The sequence below is a fragment of the Acetobacter senegalensis genome, from assembly GCF_001580995.1.
Taxonomy (GTDB): Bacteria; Pseudomonadota; Alphaproteobacteria; order Acetobacterales; family Acetobacteraceae; genus Acetobacter; species Acetobacter senegalensis.
Window position 1 is genome coordinate 11,879 of record NZ_LHZU01000134.1, and the last position, 21,295, is coordinate 33,173.

20 protein-coding genes are annotated in these 21,295 nt (G+C 58.9%); 5 read left to right on the forward strand and 15 right to left on the reverse strand.

Annotated elements, in window-relative coordinates; translation table 11 throughout:
* Positions 1–15: 15 nt before the first annotated feature.
* Genes pstB through pstC form a run of 3 tightly spaced genes read right to left on the reverse strand, consistent with a single transcriptional unit; the run spans position 16 to position 2,707 of the window.
* On the reverse strand, positions 16–819 hold the full coding sequence (pstB, locus tag AD948_RS10115) for a phosphate ABC transporter ATP-binding protein PstB (RefSeq protein WP_058987393.1): 804 nt from the start codon (positions 817–819) through the stop codon (positions 16–18).
* 23 nt (positions 820–842) lie between these two features.
* A complete protein-coding gene (gene pstA / locus AD948_RS10120; protein WP_006559568.1) occupies positions 843–1,721 on the reverse strand; it encodes a phosphate ABC transporter permease PstA in 879 nt (292 codons plus the stop codon).
* Positions 1,718–2,707 carry a phosphate ABC transporter permease subunit PstC gene (pstC, locus tag AD948_RS10125; RefSeq protein WP_039905138.1) on the reverse strand — a complete coding sequence of 330 codons (990 nt, stop codon included), beginning with the start codon at positions 2,705–2,707 and terminating at the stop codon, positions 1,718–1,720. The genes pstA and pstC overlap by 4 nt, the downstream gene beginning before the upstream one ends.
* A 284-nt stretch (positions 2,708–2,991) precedes the next feature.
* Between pstC and ilvD the strand changes: the two genes are divergently transcribed.
* The gene (gene ilvD / locus AD948_RS10130) at positions 2,992–4,860 is read left to right on the forward strand and encodes a dihydroxy-acid dehydratase (RefSeq protein ID WP_006559570.1); all 1,869 of its coding nucleotides are present in this window, start codon (positions 2,992–2,994) and stop codon (positions 4,858–4,860) included.
* A 331-nt stretch (positions 4,861–5,191) separates the two neighbouring features.
* On the opposite strand, the gene AD948_RS10135 is transcribed toward ilvD, so the two are convergent.
* The 8 genes from AD948_RS10135 to AD948_RS10180 form a co-directional block, all read right to left on the reverse strand.
* On the reverse strand, positions 5,192–5,437 hold the full coding sequence (locus AD948_RS10135) for a hypothetical protein (protein ID WP_006559571.1): 246 nt from the start codon (positions 5,435–5,437) through the stop codon (positions 5,192–5,194).
* Positions 5,438–5,595: 158 nt separating this feature from the next.
* Positions 5,596–6,321, reverse strand: coding sequence for a hypothetical protein (locus AD948_RS10140; protein WP_061471807.1), 726 nt, complete (start codon positions 6,319–6,321; stop codon positions 5,596–5,598).
* Positions 6,322–6,572: 251 nt separating this feature from the next.
* The gene (locus AD948_RS10150) at positions 6,573–7,820 is read right to left on the reverse strand and encodes an autotransporter strand-loop-strand O-heptosyltransferase (protein ID WP_408736066.1); all 1,248 of its coding nucleotides are present in this window, start codon (positions 7,818–7,820) and stop codon (positions 6,573–6,575) included.
* Between the two features lie 519 nt (positions 7,821–8,339).
* Complete coding sequence (locus tag AD948_RS10155) at positions 8,340–9,329, reverse strand: quinone oxidoreductase family protein (protein WP_082782393.1); 990 nt, start codon at positions 9,327–9,329, stop codon at positions 8,340–8,342.
* Positions 9,330–9,841: 512 nt separating this feature from the next.
* Positions 9,842–10,867, reverse strand: coding sequence for an FUSC family protein (locus AD948_RS10160; protein WP_061471811.1), 1,026 nt, complete (start codon positions 10,865–10,867; stop codon positions 9,842–9,844).
* A gap of 25 nt (positions 10,868–10,892) precedes the next feature.
* Entirely contained in the window at positions 10,893–12,470 is a 1,578-nt protein-coding gene (locus tag AD948_RS10165) for a DegQ family serine endoprotease (RefSeq protein ID WP_006559578.1), read from the reverse strand.
* Between the two features lie 379 nt (positions 12,471–12,849).
* Positions 12,850–13,716, reverse strand: a complete 867-nt coding sequence (locus AD948_RS10175) for an SGNH/GDSL hydrolase family protein (protein WP_248845990.1) — start codon at positions 13,714–13,716, stop codon at positions 12,850–12,852.
* Positions 13,717–13,869: 153 nt separating this feature from the next.
* A complete protein-coding gene (locus AD948_RS10180; protein ID WP_081939048.1) occupies positions 13,870–15,081 on the reverse strand; it encodes an OpgC family protein in 1,212 nt (403 codons plus the stop codon).
* A 162-nt stretch (positions 15,082–15,243) separates the two neighbouring features.
* On the opposite strand from AD948_RS10180, the gene AD948_RS10185 reads away from it, so the two are divergent.
* On the forward strand, positions 15,244–16,377 hold the full coding sequence (locus AD948_RS10185) for an Mrp/NBP35 family ATP-binding protein (RefSeq protein WP_061471815.1): 1,134 nt from the start codon (positions 15,244–15,246) through the stop codon (positions 16,375–16,377).
* A 54-nt stretch (positions 16,378–16,431) separates the two neighbouring features.
* On the opposite strand, the gene AD948_RS10190 is transcribed toward AD948_RS10185, so the two are convergent.
* Positions 16,432–16,707: a hypothetical protein gene (locus AD948_RS10190; protein ID WP_407922294.1), complete on the reverse strand. Its 276-nt coding sequence runs from the start codon at positions 16,705–16,707 to the stop codon at positions 16,432–16,434.
* A 288-nt stretch (positions 16,708–16,995) separates the two neighbouring features.
* Here AD948_RS10190 and AD948_RS10195 point away from each other — a divergent pair, with 288 nt between their 5' ends.
* The 3 genes from AD948_RS10195 to AD948_RS10205 are packed head-to-tail and all read left to right on the forward strand — an operon-like array spanning position 16,996 to position 19,446.
* Entirely contained in the window at positions 16,996–17,808 is an 813-nt protein-coding gene (locus AD948_RS10195; RefSeq protein WP_006560177.1) for a MetQ/NlpA family ABC transporter substrate-binding protein, read from the forward strand.
* A complete protein-coding gene (locus tag AD948_RS10200) occupies positions 17,805–18,794 on the forward strand; it encodes a methionine ABC transporter ATP-binding protein (protein ID WP_061471817.1) in 990 nt (329 codons plus the stop codon). The genes AD948_RS10195 and AD948_RS10200 overlap by 4 nt, the downstream gene beginning before the upstream one ends.
* On the forward strand, positions 18,775–19,446 hold the full coding sequence (locus AD948_RS10205; protein WP_045542616.1) for a methionine ABC transporter permease: 672 nt from the start codon (positions 18,775–18,777) through the stop codon (positions 19,444–19,446). Before AD948_RS10200 ends, AD948_RS10205 begins: the two co-directional genes overlap by 20 nt.
* Before the next feature lie 84 nt (positions 19,447–19,530).
* On the opposite strand, the gene AD948_RS10210 is transcribed toward AD948_RS10205, so the two are convergent.
* The 3 genes from AD948_RS10210 to thyX all read right to left on the reverse strand — a co-directional run bounded on the left by AD948_RS10210 (position 19,531) and on the right by thyX (position 21,194).
* The gene (locus AD948_RS10210; RefSeq protein WP_061471819.1) at positions 19,531–19,839 is read right to left on the reverse strand and encodes an AAA family ATPase; all 309 of its coding nucleotides are present in this window, start codon (positions 19,837–19,839) and stop codon (positions 19,531–19,533) included.
* A gap of 141 nt (positions 19,840–19,980) precedes the next feature.
* Positions 19,981–20,280, reverse strand: coding sequence for a hypothetical protein (locus AD948_RS10215; protein ID WP_006558915.1), 300 nt, complete (start codon positions 20,278–20,280; stop codon positions 19,981–19,983).
* 5 nt (positions 20,281–20,285) lie between these two features.
* Complete coding sequence (gene thyX / locus AD948_RS10220; RefSeq protein ID WP_006558914.1) at positions 20,286–21,194, reverse strand: FAD-dependent thymidylate synthase; 909 nt, start codon at positions 21,192–21,194, stop codon at positions 20,286–20,288.
* Positions 21,195–21,295 lie beyond the last annotated feature (101 nt).

The following is a 21,295-nucleotide window of genomic DNA, read 5'->3' on the forward strand; positions in this document are numbered from 1 at the left end:
GTCTGCCCTCCCTGTTCAGCCAAAGCGGCCGGTAATGTAGTCCTGTGTACGGCTTTCACGCGGGTTGGTGAACATGCGGGCTGTGCTGTCCACTTCCACCAGTTCCCCCAGATAGAAAAACGCAACCTGATCAGCACAACGCGCAGCCTGCTGCATATTGTGCGTTACAATCGCAATAGTGAACTCGGTTTTCAGTTCATCAAGCAGTTCTTCAATGCGGGCGGTAGAAACCGGATCAAGCGCTGATGTGGGTTCATCAAGCAAAATCACTTCCGGGCGGGTGGCAATGGTACGGGCAATGCACAACCGCTGCTGCTGACCGCCAGACATGGCGGTAGCGGAAGCCTGAAGGCGGTCTTTCACTTCCCCCCACAGCGCCACGCGGCGCAGGGCATCTTCTACCCGGCCATCCATTTCAGACCGGCTGACGCGTTCATGCAGGCGGATACCAAAAGCGATGTTGTCATAAATGGACATGGGGAACGGCGTTGGTTTCTGAAACACCATGCCAATGCGCGACCGCAGCAGGTTGAGATCAACCCCCGGCGCCAGAATGTTCTGACCATCATACAGCACTTCCCCGGTAGCCTTCTGGCCGGGGTAGAGATCATACATACGGTTGAGCACACGCAGCAGGGTAGATTTGCCACAGCCGGAAGGCCCGATCATGCCTGTTACGCTACGTTCGGGAAAATCGAGCGAGATATCATGTAGCGCGCGTGTTTTGCCGTAATAGAAGTCCAGATTCCGCACCTGAATGGCCAGCGGACGCGATGCCTCCGCCACATCCTGCCCTGCCGTGATCGTATCCGCCTGCATGGGGCTGCTCCTGGTGTCTCCGTTCATGTCCGTCCTCCGCGGATGCCCACCCGCACCACAATATTGATAATCAGAACACCCATTGTCACCAGAAGCGCGCCGGTCCACGCCTGCTGCATCCAGTCCTGATAGGCGGAGCCCGCATACTGGTAGATGGCAACAGGCAGGCTGGCCATGGGCCGCTGCATGTCCAGAGACCACTCGGAATTCCCCAGCGAGGTAAACAGCAGCGGCGCTGTTTCACCCGCCACGCGGGCAATGGCCAGCAGCACACCCGTCATGATCCCGCCCCGTGCGGCCCGCACGCAGATAAACAGGGTGACACGCCATTTTGGTGCGCCAAGTGCAATGCCCGCCTCACGCATGGCAACAGGCACCAGCCGCAACATGTCTTCCGTGGTACGCACCATGATGGGCATGGCCAGAATGGCCAGCGCCACGGAGCCCGCATAGCCAGAGAAATGCCCCAGCGGCGCCACCAGAACCATGTAGATGAACAGGCCGATCAGAATGGACGGGGCGGACAGCAGCATGTCTGATACAAAACGCACGGTACGGGCCAGTGCACTGTCAGCCCCATATTCCGCCAGATAGATGCCGGTCAGCAGCCCTGCGGGCGCCCCCAGCAGAATGGCCAGCCCTGTCTGCAACAGGCTGCCAACAATGGCGTTGGCCAGCCCCCCGCCCGCACCCGGTGCGCCCATGGAGTGGGTAAACAGGGTGAGAGACAGACCGGGCAGACCGTTTTTGATCAGTGTCCACAAAATGGAGCCGAGCACGAACACCACAATAAAGGTGGCGCACCAGCTCATGCCCGTGGCCAGATGATCCATCACCCGGCGCTGCACTGCGCGGGAGCGGGATTTTCCGGAAACCGGACGGGTAAGGCTTTGCGGGCTCATGAGCGCTTCCCTGCCTGTGCTTCTCCTCGCGCCAGCAGAACGCGGGAGCACCAGAGTGTGACAAAGGAAATGGCCATCAGAATAGCCCCCAGCGCCATGAGAGACGCCAGCTTGAGGCTACCGGCCGGGCTTTCCGGAAATTCCAACGCAATAAGGGAAGCAATGGTGTTGGCAGGCGCAAACAGGGACCAGCCAATGTGGTTACTATCCCCGATCACAAAGGTCACGGCCATGGTTTCTCCCATGGCGCGGCCCATACCCAGCACAATGCCGCCCACAACGCCCTGACGGGACCATGGCAGCACCACCTGGCGCATCACTTCCCACCGGGTGGCGCCCAGACCGTAGGCGCTCTCACGCAGTACGGTCGGCATGGAGGTAAACACGTCACGCATGACGGCGGTAATAGAAGGCATGATCATGATGGCAAGCACCAGCCCCGCCGTCAGCAGCCCTGTGCCAAACGGCGCGCCGGAAACCAGCGCTGACAGGCCGGGCACATGCCCGAACAGATGCCGCGCCATGGGCTGCACGTAATGCGCCATGGGGGGCACCAGCACAAAGAACCCCCACATGCCGAAAATGATGGAGGGCACAGCCGCCAGAAGCTGCACGGCCATGCCAATAACAGAAGCGAGCATTGGCGGCGCAAGCGCAGTCAGCCAGAAGGCGGTGCCAAATGCCAGCGGCACGGCAATAATCAGGCCAAGCGCACTGCTGGCCAGGGTGCCAAAAACCGGAGCCGCCGCCCCGAAATGCTGTGTAACGGGATTCCAGACTGCCGTGATCAGAAAACGGAGGCCAAACGCCTTGAACGCAGGTATCCCGCCAATGCTCATGACAGCAATAATCGCCCCCAGCACCAGCAGGACGCCAATGCCTGTTGCGACCACCAGCGCCTTGAAGAGAGGGTCCCCCGTAAACCGCGTGCCAGCGCGGGGTTTCACGCCATCCACTGGGACGGGCTGCGTTGCGGATACGTTCATCTGCACTCCGTTCCGATCTGCAATCGGGCGATGCGAGCAATACTGAACCGCCCGCCCTCCTGCAACCACAGGAGCACGGAAAGCCAGATAAAGTCTCATTTTGTCATGAAACTGTAGTATTTACGGCGCACGCTGCCCACATGCACAGATGCCACCTGACAGAAACGCCTTTCTGCCGTATAAGGTGCGCCCCATATGCTGGCCCCCTGCCACGCATTTCTCCTGATATCGTCCTCTCCCTGATATCAGAGCCCTGTGAACCATGACCAGAGAGACCCGCAATAATGGCCGGTTATCGCTCCCGCACCACCACCCACGGCCGCAACATGGCAGGCGCGCGCAGCCTGTGGCGCGCTACAGGCATGAAGGATTCAGACTTCGGCAAACCTATCATTGCCGTTGCCAACTCCTTCACCCAGTTTGTGCCCGGCCATGTTCACCTTAAAGACCTAGGCCAGCTTGTGTGCGAGTCCATTGCGGAAGCAGGTGGTATTGGCCGTGAATTCAACACCATTGCGGTGGATGATGGCATTGCCATGGGTCATGGCGGCATGCTGTACAGCCTGCCCTCCCGCGAGCTGATTGCCGATGCCGTTGAATATATGGTCAACGCCCACTGCGCGGATGCGCTGGTGTGCATCAGCAACTGTGACAAAATTACCCCCGGCATGCTGATGGCCGCCATGCGGCTGAACATTCCCACCATTTTTGTTTCTGGTGGGCCGATGGAAGCCGGGCGCGTCACGCTGAACGATATTGAACAGCGCGCGGACCTTGTGACCTCCATGGTGGCTGCGGCCAACCCAAGCGTGAGTGAAGCGGATTCGGAAACCATTGAACGGTCCGCCTGCCCCACCTGCGGCTCCTGCTCCGGCATGTTCACCGCCAATTCCATGAACTGCCTGACCGAGGCACTGGGTCTGTCCCTGCCCGGCAATGGCAGCCTTGTGGCCACTCACTCCGCCCGGCGTGAGCTGTTTGTGGAAGCAGGCCGCCGCATTGTGGATCTGGCCCGCCGCCATTACGAGCAGGAAGACGCCAGTGTGCTGCCCCGCAGCATTGCCACCATGCAGGCGTTTGAAAACGCAATGTCGGTTGATATTGCCATGGGTGGTTCAACCAACACCGTGCTGCATCTTCTGGCAGCCGCGCATGAAGGCAATGTGCCCTTCACCATGAAGGACATTGACCAACTTTCCCGCCGGGTGCCCAACCTGTGCAAGGTCTCTCCTTCCCGCCCGGATGTACATATGGAAGATGTGCACCGCGCCGGCGGTATTCCCGCCATTATGGGTGAGTTGGACCGGCTGGGCCTGCTGCATAACGATATCCCGATGGTCCACGCCCCCTCCGTTACGGACGCGCTGGCCAAATGGGATATCCGCGCGGCCGATGGTGCACCAAAACCGGAAGCGGAAACCTTCTTCCGCTCCGCACCGGGGGGTATCCGCACGACGCAGGCGTTCTCGCAGTCCAGCGTGTACAAGGAACTGGACAAGGACCAGAGCACAGGTGCCATCCGTGACGCCGCCCACGCCTATAGCAAGGATGGCGGGCTGGCCGTGCTGTACGGCAACATTGCCGAAGACGGCGCGATTGTGAAAACCGCCGGGGTGGCTGCCGGGCTTGAAACGTTCTCTGGCCCTGCCCGCATATTTGAAAGCCAGGATGCGGCTGTTTCCGCCATTCTGGGTGACAAAATCAAACCCGGTGATGTGGTGCTGATCCGTTATGAAGGCCCCAAAGGTGGCCCCGGCATGCAGGAAATGCTCTACCCCACCAGCTATCTGAAGTCCAAAGGGCTGGCAGAAAAATGCGCCCTGATTACGGATGGCCGCTTCTCTGGCGGAAGCTCCGGCCTTTCCATTGGCCATATCTCGCCTGAAGCAGGGGAAGGTGGCACCATCGGGCTGGTGGAAGAAGGTGATATTATTGAAATTGATATCCCCAACCGCCGTCTGGCCGTAGCCGTTGCGGACAGCGAACTTTCCGCACGCCGCGAAAAGATGGATGACAAGGGCGATCAGGCTTGGCAGCCGCAGCGTGACCGCGTTGTCTCCAATGCGCTCAAGGCCTATGCCGCCCTGACCACCAGCGCAGCGCGGGGCGCTGTGCGCGATGTCAGCCAGTTGACACGCCGCACTCCCCGCTGACGCAAAAGACGCCATGCTATAAAAAACCGGGCCTCTCGCCCGGTTTTTTTATGCGCCCGCCCCGATATGCAAGAAATCTGAGAAGTCTGATGGAGGGTTCGCAAAACCCCGTTCAGATTTTTCCGCGTGTTGACTTATCACTGCGTTATGCTTGTCGCACTATCAGGGACGAAGGGTGTTCGGCCCCTTCAGCGTATCAACGCGGCCCGGACATTCTTGATCACGGAAGACAGACAGGTGTTGTCCGGTTTTGCACATGACAGACTTTATACGGGCCAGTCGGACTACTTTGTGAAACGCTATCGCTTTAGCTGCGACCGGAAACGACCGTTCAGCGACCTTTCCAGAGCCAGAGAATGAACAATGGCAGGAAGAAATAAGCCGCAACAGCCACAATCAAAATACGCAAAACGTAGGTAAGTTCTATGTGCAGGCCAAACCGGCAGATGAGGTTGGCCAGACCAAGCGTACACCCCACGCACACAAAACCAAACAGATTGGCCAGAAAAGAGCGGCCATCATTCACCTGTTCCAGCTTTTCCAGAAAAGCAGAGCCTGACCTGTTTTGAGAGTTCATACGCTGTTCTTCCTTCTGGCTGGAAAAGAAAGCGCATGGCTGCGGGAGCAGAAAACGCCACCCCGCAGACAACACGCCTTGAAAAACCAGATCAGAAGGTGGTCAGGCTGCCCTGCTTCACCCTCTGATCTTGGCCCTATGCCTGACGGCTGATGTCTTTATTGCGCCGGAGCAACAGGAGCCGTCGGAACCGTAGCGGGCTGCGGGGCTGTGGCAGGCACCGGAGCACCCGGCGCGGATGCTGCACCAGCAGCGGCTGCAGCATTCGCTGCGTCCTGAGCGGCTTCCGTTTGTTCGTTCAGGATGACGTAGGAGATGGATTCCATACGGGTGATATCAATCACATCACCCACCTTCAGCGTTTTCAGGAAATCCTGCATGGCCTGCGTGCGCAGAACCGCAACGTGGGAGGACCCATCTTCCGTAGAGAAGGAAACGGTGTGGGTTGGCAGATCAATGCTGTCAATCTTGGCGCGTTCGCGGCGGAAAGACGCAATCACACCACGCGGATGGCCATGCACGTATCCGCGTGCGGTGGTCAGCGTGGATTCCGGCAGCGGGCTGCCCGGAGGCGCCAGATCAGCGCCCAGCGTTTCCACAAAGGAGATGCTCAGCTTGTCGCCTGCGTTTACATGCGGCAGATCACGCACGGCGGAGCCATATTCAATGGTGATCAGATGCCCGTTGGCTTCACGCAGCAGCAGTTCACGCGCATCGTGATCGACTGTTTCCACCACAGCCTTGGCAGACTGATGTTTGAGAAGCACAGAAGCCTGCGCGTGCGCTTCTGAAGGCAGACCTGCAACCACCCCGCCCAAGGCGAGGGCGCATACCGCCGCGGAACCGGCAGCCAGAGAAGCGAGACGAGAAACAACAGGATGCAACGCCCTTATCCTTTCTGAAATCAGTCTGAAAAACGCGGGGCTTCAGACAGCAGTTATTTGGGTAATCTGATACAGCGCTCCCACCATAACACAACCCGCCAGCTTCGCATTGCTCTGCCTCAAGAAGCGCGTTCTTGGCAGACAAGGCCATCCGGCCAGACTGGCGGGCCTCCGCGCGACATACATGGGCGCTGTGCCAATCCCCCGGCGTGCGCCCTTTCCCATGTGAATGTTCATGGAAAAAAGCCTGTTCAGGCCCCGACTATTTTCTTGACCTCGTTGATCACCTGAGCGCCCGTGATCAGCCGTGAGCATTCAAACTGGCGGGGGGTATTCTCATGCCGGGGGCACCACAGGAAATTGTGATGGTCAAACCGCACCTGCACATCATTCCAGCAGGAATTACATGTGTGCCAGTTAATCACCCGGTAAGGCGTTGAGAATTCGTTGGTGGGATGCGTAAAGCCGGAGACCAGCACAACCTTCGTGCCCGCCGCCCAAGCCAGCCACGCCAGCCCGGAACTGGTGCCAATAAAGGCCGCCGCGTGCCGCAACCAGCGGGCCCGTTCTGCCAGAGGGCGATTCCCGGTCTGATCTTCCGCTCCGTGGGGGATATGGTTCCAGACGATCCCGGCTCCATGCACCGGTTTCTGGTCAATACAGATAACCCGGTAGCCTTTCCCTTTCAGAAAAGAGATTACCTCATGCCATCCGGTGGGGTTGTTCCAGTATTTGCACTGGGTACTGGCCTGCACGGCAATACAGACGTAAGGCTCCGGGATGGGCCTGCTTTCATCCTGCAGCGCCAGACAGGGGGCTTCCTCCTCGGGCGACACCCCCAGAATATAGGCCGCTGTGCGATGCAGGCCGACAAAACGAAAATCCGTGGGCTGCTGAACACATTCCGCATCATCAAAAAACAGGCCGATGCAGTAGGTGGCGTAAGCCTTGCTGCATACGCCCTCCTTTCGGGCATCCTCGGGTGTTATCAATCGCAGGGTGGGATAGGCATCTTTCAGAAGTGGCAGAATCAGGCCGGAAAGCAGGCATGTCACCCGTGCCCCACGCTCTTCCGCAAAGCGCGCCACGTAGGGAAACCACGCCAGTGTGTCCCCCAAAGTGCCAACCGGCAACTGAATGATCACCTCCTGGTCACGGGCATTATATTCATGCTGGAAAACAAGGGTTTCCTCGCCTGCCGCGTTGATATCCACCACTTCCACACCAAAGCGCACGTAATAGCGCTTGGCGGAAGAAATGAAGGCCCCCGTGTTTTCATTTTGAAAAAGAATGTTCGCGGTATCCAGATCCCGCAACGTGACCCGCCATTTTCCTTCCTGCCGTTGCGGCAGCAGAATGCGTGCACCACAATTAAAATCATAAAAAATACCGTTGCCGCCATCCAGAACCGGTTTTTCGGCAGGTGCGACATAGGCAGGCGGTGCTTTGGCTTTTTCTTCCGGCTTTGCGCCCTGCGGCGCAGCGGCTGCGGAGGAGATCTCTTCCCCTTTACCGGACAGACCCTGTTCAGCTGTTTCGATTACGGTCACGTCTTTCTCCTGAACAATGGGTCTGCAATTCGCATATTTAACGCAAGAATAGCGCGAAAGTCGATCAGACGGTCAACTGCGGATGACCCCATATAAAAAAACCCGCCCGGTTTCCCGATGCGGGTTTTTGTTATCCTGCCCTGTCTTGCAACAAGGTCAGACCCTTTTTTAGCCGCAGCACTTCTTCTTGCGGAAGAAATAGACCACAGACGCAATCAACCCAACCAGCATCAGGCCGCGTACGCAGGGAGATTTCGGGCATTTTGACAAACAGTTTGCCATATCAGACTATCCTTGCATTCTTTCTGCCTTCCAGAGGTCTGGAACGCTGAGAGGCAGAGTATCCCATAAACCCTACGCCGTCATGCCATCAGAAGCATATTCCTGCTCTGTCACATGCCAGAGCCGCGCAATATGCCTCTCTACGTGCAAGGGTTTCAAATGGCCTGAAGGGACCGTCCGATGGCGTTAGGGCAGCAGAATGGTGCTCCCCGTGGTTTTGCGAGATTCCAGCGCACTATGCGCCTTAGCGGCATCCTTTAGCGCAAATTTCTGGCCGATACTGGGTTTCAGCACGCCCTTTGCCAGCAGATCAAACAACACACTGGCGGAAGCCTGCAACTCCTCCGGTTTGGCAATGTATGATCCAAGAGAAGGCCGCGTGAGGTAAAGGCTGCCATGGGCTGCTAAGGTGCCCACCGCCACGCCTGTCACCGGGCCGGACGCATTGCCATAGCTGACCATCAGCCCACGGGGCGCCAGACAGTTCAGACTGGTTTCAAACGTGTCCCGGCCAATGCTGTCATACACCACGGGCACCATGGCCCCTTCTGTCAGATCCCGCACACGGTCGGCCAGATTATCCGTGCCCACCAGCACGTCCGCCGCCCCGCAGGACTTAGCCAGTTCCGCCTTTTCCGGTGTGGAGGTTACGCCAATCACATGCGCCCCCAGATGCTTACCCCACTGGCACATCAACTGACCGACCCCGCCGGCCGCGGCATATACCAGAATGAACTGCCCTTTTTTAACATCATATACCTGCCGCAGCAGCATGTGGGCGGAAAGCCCGCGTAACGTGACTGCGGCTGCGGTTTCAAAACTCACAGGCTCAGGCAGGGCCACCAGACGGTCTGCTGCAATAGTGCGATAGCGGGCATAGCCCCCCAGAACACTGGCATAAGCCACCCGCATGCCGGGCGAGACACTGTTCACCCCTTCCCCCACAGCTTCAACCACCCCCGCCCCTTCCACACCCGGCACGGCGGGCAAAGAAGGGTAGGGATACAGACCAGAGCGAAAATACGTATCAATGAAATTTACGCCCATGGCTTCCTGCCGCAGCAGCACTTCCCCCTTGGCGGGTTTAGGGACAGGCAGGGTTTCAAGCTGAAGCACCTCTGGGCCGCCTGTTTTATGAACCCGTATCGCTGTGTTGGTTTCCGTCACCATAACCATCAGACTCCTGTGTTGTGCATTCGCGCCACGCGCTACCCTGCCAGAAAAACGCACCAAAACCGCAAACGATCAGGCCATGAAAAAAGAGGTCTGCCTCGCGGAGGATCGCCTATGGGAATAACGCCTGCCCGCTCCTCATGACCGGCGGCACCCATCCGAAGCAAAGGGCCATGTCTGTGTGAAACATCTGGTCGGTCTAGCGAGGGTCTTATTGAGGCTGAACGCGAAAATTTTCATCTCGGCAGGCCCGCGTCACCCATGCGGAAAAGCGTCAGTTTCAAAAAATGTAGTGTTGAGCGTTGGCAGACCGTTTTTACGGCGGAAAAGCCGGTCCTGCCGTCACGATGCAGTGAGATCAGAGCCAGCAGGCACCGTATTCAGGCGCAGAAAGAACCTGAGATAGAGGATGGTGCGACGTTTGAAACCGCTATTCAAAAGCGACTACACCCGAACATATGCGGCCCAGCAGATGGGTATGGCTGTTCTCAGCACGCCTGTTGAAGCAACTGCTCTCAGGAGCGATCCGCGTCATCTTCTCCCAAAAGGCGGATAAGGAAGATCAGGTCCGTGCGCAGAATATGCACGGCAAAGCGGATGATCTCATCATCTATCCCCTCTTCCGTGGGCAGGGCGGTAATCACCCCTGCGGCCACACGGTATTCCTCACCAGAGCGGGTCACAGCCTCGCTCTCGCACCGGATGATAATCCACTCAAAGCCGCGCATCATGCCAGCGCTCAGGGCTGCCGCGGTCTCACGGGAGACGGTCGTGTTTTGCCCGCCAGCCCGCAGAATGGCGCGGGCTACCACCAGCGTATCCATCTGCAACTGCCGCAATGCCTTGGGCAGAGCCGCCAGCATGGGGTCACGCTGCTCAAGGGGCCGCCAGCGCTCGCGCCGGGCTTCCTCAACCGCAGCCTGCACCTTGCGCAAGGCGGCTGCGCCCTCATCATTCAGGTCCTGAATACCCAGCCAGTCAATGTCCCTGTTACGGGCGTGGTCAAGAATATCCACAATCTTGCGCACGGTGGCCGCCGCATTGCGGAAGGCATCCCGCCGAGCCTGCTCATGCAGCACAACATAAGAAACCAGCATGGAGACACCCACGCCAATCAGAATGGACAACACACGCTCCACGGGCCGCAGGTAGGGATCATCCTGCGTGGGGAAGAGTGTTGCGATCATGAGCGTGACCACCGCCATGCGCGTGTTGGGCCGCCAGGAGGCAAGCACCGCCAACGGCACAAACGCAACCGCGAACGATTGCCACAACGGCCAATGGAACATCAGCAGGGTAATAGGCAGAATGCTGACAGCCGCGCCAATCAGCGTGCCCACCATCTGGTAGCGCCCGCTGGAGAGCGTTTCCGTAATGCTGCTCTGGGTAACAATCACGGATGTGATCAGCGCCCAGCCCGGTTCCTGAAGGTTGGTCAGCCACGCCACCAGCCCGGAAAGCCCGACCGAAACCAGCAGCCGGATGGTCTGCCGCGCCGTGGGATTATTCAGCCACGGCGCGGCAAAAAGAAATGACGCCATACGCGGAGGACCTAAACCTTACGGCTCAAGGCGTATCATCACCCGTCAGCGGGAAAGGAACCCAGCGCAGGCCATCGGCATCATGCACCAGAAGCAGGATGGATTTCTTCTTGGCTTTCTGCGCTGCCTCTATCCGTTTTTTCAGGTCGGCCGGGCTGGTGACTTCCGCCTGCTGCACTTCCGTCACCACATCGCCTTCCTTCAGGCCACGGTCAGACGCAAGACCACCATCCTTGACGGACGTAACCACCACACCTTTCTGGGCGGCGGGCAAATTGTATTTCTGGCGCGCAGCCGCATCCAGCGCGCCCACGGCAAACCCGAGCGTGGACAGGCTGACTTCTGCACTGCTTTTGGTGGCGGGGGCCGGTTTCTTTTCCGGCTCAGCCGCGGGCTCGGGCAACGCGCCAATAGTCACGGGCACATCAATGGTCTTGCCATGACGCCACACACCCAGATGCGCCACCGTGCCAACCGGCAACTGGGCGGAAAGCCGAGGCAGCGCTTTGCCTTCAATGGGGTGGCCATCAAGGGATTGAATAACATCACCCGTCTGCAGCTTGGCTTTGGCGGCGGGGCCATCCTTTTCCACCCCGGCCACCAGCGCGCCACGGGCGGGGGTCAGGTTCAGGCCATCCGCAATGTCCTGCGTCACGTTCTGAATGCGTACCCCCAGCCAGCCACGGGAGACTTTGCCGGTCTTGCGCAGTTGCTCGATAATGCCCTGTGCCTCACTGGCCGGAATGGAGAACCCGATCCCGACAGAGCCGCCGGAGGGCGAATAGATGGCGGTGTTCACGCCAATCACGTTGCCATCCATATCAAACAGCGGACCACCGGAGTTACCCTTGTTGATAGGCGCATCCGTCTGGATGAAATCATCATACGGGCCCTGATCAATATTCCGCCCGCGTGAGGAAATGATCCCCGCCGTCACCGTGCCGGAAAGACCGAACGGGTTGCCAATCGCCAGCACCCAGTCCCCCACGCGGCGTTTGTCACTATCGCCAAAATGCACGGCGGGCAGCGGCTTCTTGCTATCCACTTTCAGCAGGGCCAGATCGGTCCGGTCATCATGCCCCACGGCACGGGCGGTCAGCACCGTATTGTCCTGCAAGGTGACGGTAATCTTGTCCGCATGGCGGATCACATGGTTGTTGGTCACAATGTAACCGGCGGGATCAATAATAAAGCCGGACCCCAGCGCCTGCATGCGGCGCGGCGGCGCATCCGGGCTGTTCTGCCGGTTCATGAAATCATGAAAAAATTTCTCGAACGGGGAGCCCTGCGGAAAATTGGGCATCTGGGGAAGCTGGTCTTCTCCATCGCCGTCCTCATCATCGTCATCATCGCCGCTCTTGACCGTCTGGGTTGTGGAAACATTCACAACCGCAGGCAGCAGGCGGGCAGCAAGATCTGCAAAGCTGTCTGGCACCCCGCGCGCCACGCCCGCCACGGCGGAGGGTGCTGCGGGAGCAGGTGCTGGCACACTGGCTGGCACGGCAGCAGACCCTGCGGCCCATGCGGAGGCCGAGCCGGAAACCCCGGCCAGCAGCAGGCAGGAGAGAGAACCGGCACAAAGGAGATGAACGGGCAGACGCATGGGCGAAGTCACTCTCAATAGTCAGAAAAACAGAGCAGAGTATTGCTCTATCGCACGATCACGGCGGAACGTCAGCCTGTTTCACAAAAGCGGCCAGAGCACGGCAGAGGGCGCCACATTCTCAAGAAAACGCTGGTGAGAGTCTGTTTGAAGGGGCAGCAGATAACGCTGGCAGCGAATGTCTCAGACAGACACGGCATGTTTGCAAGCATACCGAGAAAGCAGGACGTGAAAATCCAGCATCTTCTTTTCACCCAAAGACTTGCCACACCGCCCTGACAGGCTTTTCAAACGGCCTCTCAGGCCAGCACTCCCCTGCCACGCACACCCCTCATCCCGGCGGGAACCTGTGGCTCTATGGCTCTATGGCTCTATGGCTCTATGGCTCTATGGCTCGGGTCTGCGCAATACCGGCGAGCGTCAAGACCCAGTCCGCCACCGCCTGCCCCAGCAGCCGGTATCCGAAATCATACATATGCACCCCATCAGGCGACAGATCCTCCCGCCCTACGCCAAGCTCTTTTCCCCACGCATGCATGCGGGCCAGACGGGGGAACACAGGCAGATGCAACGCCTGCCCCATGGCATGCACCGCCGCCTGAAACGCTGGGGCGGCAGGACATTCATCCAGCAGGCGGCACCATTGCAGGTCCATCAGCGCAACATCCGCGCCAGTGGCACAGATTGCCTGCAAATCCTGCCGGGTCATGTCCTCAAAGCGAGGCAACGGCACGCCGGTTAACGGATCATTCACACCGCCCTGCCAGATCACCAGATCGGGCTGATCCGCCAGAACAGCGGGCAACCGGGCCTGCATTTCCGCCGCTCCCTGCCCGCCAATACCACGATTGATCACCGTAAGGCCGCCAGAAGCGTACGGCCGGATGCAGGTTTCAAACACCCCGGCATAGCTGGTGGCGGGTGAGGAAGCCCCCACGCCTTCTGTTGTGGACGAACCGAAGAGCGTCACCCGCAGCGGCTCCGCCGCCAGCAGCTTTTGACGGACACGAGGCAACCGCACCGCTGCTACCCCTTCCTCGCTAGGGGAAGCGCCGCCGGAAAATGCCATCCGCTCTCTCTGAGACGCTTCATGCGCTGGGCCTCCGGGTTTTCCCTCGCCCAGGCCGGAAACACCACCAGAGCGGCCTTGCGCATCCCTTTTGGTATCCGGGCTCGTCTGCCCCTTCACCTGCCCGACCACATCTCCGGCTGGCAGCCCGTCTCTATGGTTCTCATGCTGCGCCATCAGATCTGTCCCTTCTTCTCGCGGCTTATGTCTGCCCCATCCTTAGACGTATCTGTTCGTGTTGCTGTCTATATCTGCACAGCCTTCAGTTGAGCCCCTTTCTGGTGCGGCATTTCCCACCTGATGTGTCGGAGCGTCTGCGCGCATCGTGCTTCAGGCTTTGGCAGCGGCCAGTTTCTTGGCTTTGCGGTAATTATCCAGCCATGCAGCCAATGCGAACAGAATGCTCAGCCCGGTCACGTTCACCACCACCTGCAACAGCCAGCCATCGCCAAAGGTGTTGAAGATCAGCCGCGCATACAGATCGAGCAGCGTGCCCACCACGAAGATTTCCAGAGAATGGCGGCCTACGCGGGCCAGCAACTGTCCGGTTGTGGAGTCCGCCGCCCATTTACGGGCCCTGGGGGAAGACTGCACCAGATAGAAAATAGCCATCACATCCAGCAACCGGAACGGAGACAGCCAGCTTTTTTCCGGCATGATCATGCTGCCAAAGGGGCGCAGGTCCGGCAGGTGCCATTGCGCCCACGGAAACGCCTGCAGGGCGGAGAAGACCAGATACAGGATGCAGCATCCTGCCAGCAGGTCCAGCCGTGGAAAATCCGCGCCACGCCGCTCTGTCTCCGCCGAGGCCGAAACCCCCAGCGCAAACAGGAACTGCCATGCAAACGGATTGAAATACCAGCCATCCGGGTCCAGCCAGTTGGGAAAGTTCAGGCCGGGGTCCAGATTGACCAGCATCCACAACGCCCCGGAGAGCAGCAACGCCAGAGAACGGTGCACCCGCATGAGCAGGTAAAACACCGGGAAGCCCCCCAGCAACACAATGTAAAGCGGCAGAATGTTCAGGTTGCTGGGCAGCGCATCAAACATCATGACACGCCACACCCAGTTGAGCCCGTGCGCCAGTTCAGGCTCCAGAAAATCCACGGGCACAGGCGTATAATGCCGCCACATGCGGATGCTGAGCACGGACACCACCACCATGAGGGTCTGCCCGATATAAAGCTGCACACACCGGCGGAAAATGCGCTTGAGGCACCCCACTGTGCCATATTTTCGGAACCCGCGCCCGTAGGCCAGCCAGGATGCATATCCTGCCAGCAGCACGAACACCTCCGCCGCATCGGCAAAGCCGATATTACGCATGGTGAAGCGATTGAGCAGGCTTTGAGGAATGTGATCCACAAACATCATCAGCAAAGCCACACCGCGCATGGCGTCAATCCGGTGATCCCGCCCAGCACTTATTCCTGATGCGGGGCGGGCTGGTTTGATGGCCGGTGCTGCTGGTGTCTGCTCTGCGCCCTGAGTGTCCGGCTGTGCAGTCATGGTAAGGAAGCTGGCCCCTTTAATGCGGATCATGATAAAGCCAGTATGGTCAGGTGGCCTTTCTTCCTGCCTTCTTTACGCGTTCTGCCTTGCAGAACAAAGCGCCAAAGCCACTTTATCCCCTTGACGGACCCTGCGCGTTGCTGTTGCCAACACGGCACGCACCGCTTCTTGTTGCAGATCAGGACAAAACCATTGGCACAGACTCCCTCCTCGCCTCATCATGATGACATCGCCCGGGTTCTGGATTCGGTGTGCAGCCCGCAGACTGGCCATTCCCTGCTGGCCGTTGGAAAATTTGAGGGGTTCCGGCTGGAACAGGGCAAGCTGTCCGTGGCACTTGCCGTTGACCGCGAGCAAGCCCAGCACCTTGCCCCTTTGTGTGATGAAGCCGCCACACGCCTGAAAACGCTGCCCGGCGTGCAGGACGCCACGGTTATCCTGACCGCGCATCGCCCCGCTGCACCACCCAAGCCCGCAGCCCCCCGCGGCGCGGCGGCCGGTGGCCACCGGCCCTTTGGCGGTACCCCGCCAGAACCGAACGCGCCCGTGCTGCCCGGTGTCAAAGCCGTTATTGCCGTGGCCTCCGGCAAGGGTGGTGTTGGCAAATCCACCACCGCTACCAATCTGGCCGTAGGGCTGGCGCAGGAAGGGTTGAGCGTGGGGCTGATGGATGCGGATATTCACGGCCCCTCCCTTCACCGCATGCTGGGGGCGGCGGGCAAGCCGGAAGTGATCAATGGTCGCCTTCAGCCTATTCCGGTCTGGGGAATCCGCGCGGTGTCCATCGGTATGCTGGTGGAAGAAAAGCAGGCCATGATCTGGCGTGGCCCCATGGTGATGGGGGCCATCACCCAGTTTCTGACAGATGTGGACTGGGGCACACTGGATGTTCTGGTGGTGGACATGCCGCCCGGCACGGGGGATGCCCAGCTTTCCCTGATGCAGAAGGTGCCGCTGGCCGGGGCCGTTATTGTCTCCACCCCGCAGGATATTGCCCTGATTGACGCCCGGCGCGGCGTGAGCATGTTCGAGAAAATGAAGGTGCCCGTTCTGGGGCTGGTTGAGAACATGTCCTATTTCTGCTGCCCCAATTGCGGGCACAATACGGAACTGTTCGGCCATGGCGGGGCCCGGAAGGAAGCCGAAGCCATGGGTGTGCCATTTCTGGGCGAAGTGCCGCTTCTGGCCGCCATCCGCGCCAGTGGCGATGAAGGCGCTCCCATTGTCGCCAGCGCACCGGAGAGCGAAGCCGCGCAGGCCTTCCGTCGCATTGCCCGCACCACAGCACAGGCGCTGCACCGTCAAGCCGGCGCCACATCTGCATGATTGGCTGATACTGTCTGGCTGCCGTTTCAGATCATCCTCAGGCAGCCCGGCACGTTATTTTTTGCTCGCAGGCTTTTTCTTGGCGGTCCCTTTATCAAAGAACGCGCGGCATTTGGGGCTCAGCTTGTCCTTTTTCTTTTCCATGCAGGCCGTAATCTTGTTCTCATTGGGAATGTAAAGACCGCACAGCTTGATCGCATCGCCCTTGCACGCGGCTGTCTGTTTCTCCCGCTCACTTTCGGCATGGGCAGGGGTCATCACCCCCACCAGAGCCGTAGCGGAAAGCACCAGACACATTTTCTGAAAAACTGACCGTTTCAAATTAGGCACTCCTTTAATTCCTCACGTCCCAAATACTCTTTGCTCCTGTCATGGCAGGAACACCCACCATGACATCTCAGATTAAGTGAGAAAGTCCAGCGCCGGTTGCGCATGCAGCCCCTCATGGCAAATATGTGACAGATGCAAACAAGAGCAGACACACTCAAATTCCGTTTTTGTTTCGTATTATAATTTACCCATCACCTAAGCACACTTGACATCGTACTTATATTCCATTCAATCATCCCTTTCTGTTATATTCCTTCCTCGTCTCTCAGCTTTCAGGTGCGGCATATTATGTCTTTTTCCGCTCTTTCCCGCCGGTCTGCTCTGGCCCTGTTGGGCAGTGCGCCTTTTCTGGGCCGTGCCGCATATGCCGCCGCACCCCAGACCCTGCGCGTTGGCATCATGTCTGGTGAGGATGAGGATATCTGGCGCATTGTGACGGAAAACGCGGCCAAAGCGGGCCTGACCCTCAAGATCACCACGTTTTCCGACTATAACGGCCCGAATGAAGCCCTGTTCGAGCATGAACTGGATGCCAATGCCTTCCAGCACGGCCCGTTTCTGGCAGCGCAGAACAGCGCCAGCAACTTCCATATCGTGCCGGTGGGCAATACCTATTTTGCCCCCATCGGGCTGTATGCCACCCGTTGGAAATCCGTGGCCGACCTGCCCAAAAACGCCACCATTGGCGTGCCAAATGACCCCAGTAATGAGGGCCGCGCCCTCAAACTGCTGCAAACGCTGGGGCTGATCAAAGTGTCAGACAGCGCGGGCCTGACACCCACAGCACTGGATATTACGGAGAACCCCCGCAACATCACCATTCGGGAGCTGGATGCTGGTGTGGTGGGCCGCGCCCTGCCTGATCTGGATGCGGCAGTGGTCAACACGGAATGGGCCAGAAAAGCCGGTATTGATGTTGAAAAGCAGCGTATTGGGCAGGAATCCCTGCAAAACAACCCTTACGTGTGCTTCATTGCCGTGAACGAGGCTGACCATACCGCGCCATGGGTTGCACCGCTGGTTGCGGCCTATCAGCAGCCCAACGTGCGGCAGGCCCTACTGGATGTGTATCATGGAGCCATTGTTCCGGCGTGGTCATGACACTTCTTCAGGTCGAGCATGTCAGCCGTGCCTTTGGTGCGCAAACAGCGTTGCAGGACATCAGCTTTTCCGTTTCCAAAGGGGATAGTGTCGGCATTATCGGGCGGTCAGGTGCTGGCAAATCCACCCTGCTGCGGTGCCTGAACGGGCTGGAGCGCCCCCAAGCCGGCCGTATCCTGCTTGAGGGCGAAGACCTCGCCACCCTGCCCGAAGACCGTCTGGTGACACTGCGCCGCCGGATTGGCGTGGTGTTTCAGCATTTCAACCTTCTCAATGCCCGCACGGTGGCCGCCAATGTGGCGTTGCCGCTTGAAATTGCTGGTGTCGCCAAGGAACAGCGTACCCGCCGCGTGACTGAACTGCTGGAACTGGTTGGGCTGGCTGATCACGCCCGCAAATATCCGGCCCTGCTCTCCGGCGGGCAGAAGCAGCGTGTTGGCATTGCCCGTGCCTTAGCAGCCAACCCCAGCCTGTTGCTGTGTGATGAAGCGACCTCCGCGCTGGACCCGGAGACAACAGCCTCCATTCTGACGCTGCTGGCGGATATCAACCGCACGCTGGGCCTGACCATTGTGTTCATCACGCATGAAATGGATGTGGTGCGGCAACTGGCCCACCATGTGCTGGTGCTGGATAAAGGCCGCATTGTCGCCCGAGGCACACCAGCGGATATTCTGGACGCCGCCGAACAGACATCCGAACCTGCCCTGCCAGCAGGTTTTTCCACCATTCACACGCCCAACGCCCAGACGGTGCTGAGGCTTGGCCTGAGCACACAGGATCTGGTGAGCCAGTTGCTTGCCCAACTCGCCCACCAGCACCAGACCAACGCCACGGTTCTGGCCACGCGGCTTCACGCACACCAGAGCGTGCCCGAACTGGACGTGCTTGTGCAGATTGCCAACCCATCTGAAGAAAGCCTCACTTTTCTGAAAAATGCGAGCCAGTCCGTGGAGGTGGTAGGGTATGTCCCGGCTGATTCTTGAGCTTCTGCTACAGGCTACAGGCCAGACGCTGGAAATGGTGCTGGCTTCTGGTCTGATCGCCGTGGCAGGTGGCCTGCCGCTGGCTGTGCTTATGGTGCTGACAGGCCCCTCCGGCCTCTGCCGCATGCCGTTGCTGGCCCGCATTCTTGGATTGATGATTGACGCCGTGCGGGCTGTGCCGTTCATTATTCTGCTGGTGCTGCTTATTCCCGTAACGCGGCTGATTGCGGGCACCGCACTGGGCACCACGGCGGCCATTGTGCCGCTCTCCATTGCGGCCATTCCCTATTTTGCCCGCATCGCCGAGGTCTCGCTGCGCGAAGTGGACCCCGGACTGATAGACGCCGTGCGCGCCATGGGCGGCACACGCTGGATGGTGGTGCGCTATGTGCTGCTGCCCGAAAGCCTGCCTAGTCTGATCTCCGGTTTTACCGTCACACTGGTCACGCTGGTTGGCGCTTCCGCCATGGCGGGTGTTATCGGCGCAGGTGGGTTGGGAGATCTGGCCATCCGCTACGGGTACCAACGCTTCAATACACCCGTCATGCTGGGGGTAGTGGCCGTGCTGATTGTGCTGGTGACGGGGCTACAGGGCGTAGGCAATCTACTCTCCCGCCGCCTGCGGCATGGGGCTGCCACGCACGCGGCGTAACACCACCTAGCAGGAATACTGCAAATCCATATTTACGAAAGACAGTTACAATAAAAAAATTTTTCAGAAAATATTTATCCCCTTTCATTCGTCGAAAATTGTATTCATGAAGCCCTCAGGGGCCTTGTAAAATTCACTGAGAACCTGAAAATGTTCTGTCTGCTGAAAAGAACGCTCCATTAAACCGAAAGGCGTCAGATACAGCAGGGTCGCGCCCGGATAGGCCATGACAAAAGGGGAATGGGTCGCGATAACAAACTGCGCGTCCCCCCGTTTTTCCGCTTCCCGCACGCTTTGGAGACATTCGATCTGACGCACCGGGGAAAGCGCTGCCTCAGGCTCATCAAACGGATAGACTCCCCGACCGGAAAGCCTGTTGCGAAACAGCGCCATATAGCCTTCACCATGAGAGCGCTGTGATTCAGGCGCGCTGCCAAAATAGGATAAAAATCCGGGGTCTTCTTTAAGAAGATTGTGCTTTCAAACGTAAATGAAGGAAGCGCAGACTAATCTGCATGCCTTTTGAAGCGCCCTTTAATGCAGGCAGAGGGCTTTGTGGCTTTCCGGCCCTCCGGTCTCGCAAATATGCAGATGTTGGGGCTTTGTGTTTTTGGGAGCCGTAAGAAACAGCGCCAGCCAGATGCCAACCAGCACAACAGCCGCCACCACAAACGGCGTAAAACGCGGCAGACGGAAGCTAGAGGGGGGGGCAGGCAGATGCTCACCCCGTTGCCTTTCCAGCCCCTCCAGAAACACGGCGTCCAGATCAGAGTCCGGCACAGAGGAAGGCACTGGGGCAACCGGCTTATTGTTCTGCTGCACACCCTGCCCCATTGTTCTCAGCCTTTCAGGCTGGCCATCATTTCATCCCACTCCCGCTTGCTCAGGCCGGAGCCTTCGCGCTCAACGCTCTCACCAGCCAGCATCCGGCGCACCACCTTCATCATGCTGGCGGAGAATGTCACCGCGCCACGGCGATACTCTTCAAAGGCGGTAGCAGTCTGGGGCACCCACGCATGCAGCACTTTCAGCATCACTTCCGCATAGGCGCGGATTTCGTACTGCGCGTGCGGGTCAAGCCGCAGGGCAAGGAAGTGCATCAGGTTATGCAGATCAATCTTCCAGTACCATTGCGTGTAGGTGTTCAGCGTCAGGTTGATACGGGCCAGTTCACGCGCCAGACCGTAGCCTTCGTCCGTATTCAGCATTTTTTCATAATTACTGTAGGTGCGCATGGCGTCATTGCGCAGAATATCCAGCACCTCCGCCGCGGCCTCGCCTTCCAGCACGGCCCCACGGCCCTGCCGGTTGATTTCGCTCTGCGCCGCCATGTGTTCAGGCGCGGGCAAATAGAACTCACTGTCCAGAATGGAATAGCGGGCAGAATATTCGTTCACGCTGGCCATACGGTGGCGAATCCACTGCCGGGCAATGAAGATGGGCAGTTTGACGTGAAACTTGATCTCACACATCTCAAACGGTGAGGAATGGCGGTGCCGCATCAGGTAGCGGATCAGCCCGGCATCTTCAGAAACCTTGCGGGTGCCCCGGCCGTAGGAAACGCGTGCTGCCTGCACAATGGCGGAATCGTCCCCCATGTAATCAATCACGCGCAGGAATCCGTGATCCAGAACCTCCTGCGGTTCATACAGCATGGCCTCCAGCGCGGGCACGGTTGGCCGGCGGGTGGGGGTGGTTTCTTTGGCGTGCGCGGCGATTTCCGCCCGCTGGGCATCGGTCAGTGACATGCTGTTCCCCGGAACTGTTTGGAGGCATCGCATACACTACAGAAGCGGGAAACTGAACCCAATCCCTTCATACGCCCTCCGTCAAGCACGTCAGCCCCGCG

Coding starts and splice junctions, on each gene's coding strand:
- AD948_RS10200 (WP_061471817.1), top strand. CDS start 17,805: ATGACACTTCTTCAGGTCGAGCATGTCAGCCGTGCCTTTGGTGCGCAA.
- AD948_RS10135 (WP_006559571.1), bottom strand. CDS start 5,437: ATGAACTCTCAAAACAGGTCAGGCTCTGCTTTTCTGGAAAAGCTGGAA.
- ilvD (WP_006559570.1), top strand. CDS start 2,992: ATGGCCGGTTATCGCTCCCGCACCACCACCCACGGCCGCAACATGGCA.
- AD948_RS10205 (WP_045542616.1), top strand. CDS start 18,775: ATGTCCCGGCTGATTCTTGAGCTTCTGCTACAGGCTACAGGCCAGACG.
- AD948_RS10215 (WP_006558915.1), bottom strand. CDS start 20,280: ATGGGGCAGGGTGTGCAGCAGAACAATAAGCCGGTTGCCCCAGTGCCT.
- AD948_RS10210 (WP_061471819.1), bottom strand. CDS start 19,839: ATGGCGCTGTTTCGCAACAGGCTTTCCGGTCGGGGAGTCTATCCGTTT.
- AD948_RS10160 (WP_061471811.1), bottom strand. CDS start 10,867: ATGGCGTCATTTCTTTTTGCCGCGCCGTGGCTGAATAATCCCACGGCG.
- AD948_RS10155 (WP_082782393.1), bottom strand. CDS start 9,329: ATGGTTATGGTGACGGAAACCAACACAGCGATACGGGTTCATAAAACA.
- pstC (WP_039905138.1), bottom strand. CDS start 2,707: ATGAACGTATCCGCAACGCAGCCCGTCCCAGTGGATGGCGTGAAACCC.
- AD948_RS10165 (WP_006559578.1), bottom strand. CDS start 12,470: ATGCGTCTGCCCGTTCATCTCCTTTGTGCCGGTTCTCTCTCCTGCCTG.
- AD948_RS10180 (WP_081939048.1), bottom strand. CDS start 15,081: ATGATCCGCATTAAAGGGGCCAGCTTCCTTACCATGACTGCACAGCCG.
- thyX (WP_006558914.1), bottom strand. CDS start 21,194: ATGTCACTGACCGATGCCCAGCGGGCGGAAATCGCCGCGCACGCCAAA.
- AD948_RS10195 (WP_006560177.1), top strand. CDS start 16,996: ATGTCTTTTTCCGCTCTTTCCCGCCGGTCTGCTCTGGCCCTGTTGGGC.
- pstB (WP_058987393.1), bottom strand. CDS start 819: ATGCAGGCGGATACGATCACGGCAGGGCAGGATGTGGCGGAGGCATCG.
- AD948_RS10175 (WP_248845990.1), bottom strand. CDS start 13,716: ATGGCGCAGCATGAGAACCATAGAGACGGGCTGCCAGCCGGAGATGTG.
- pstA (WP_006559568.1), bottom strand. CDS start 1,721: ATGAGCCCGCAAAGCCTTACCCGTCCGGTTTCCGGAAAATCCCGCTCC.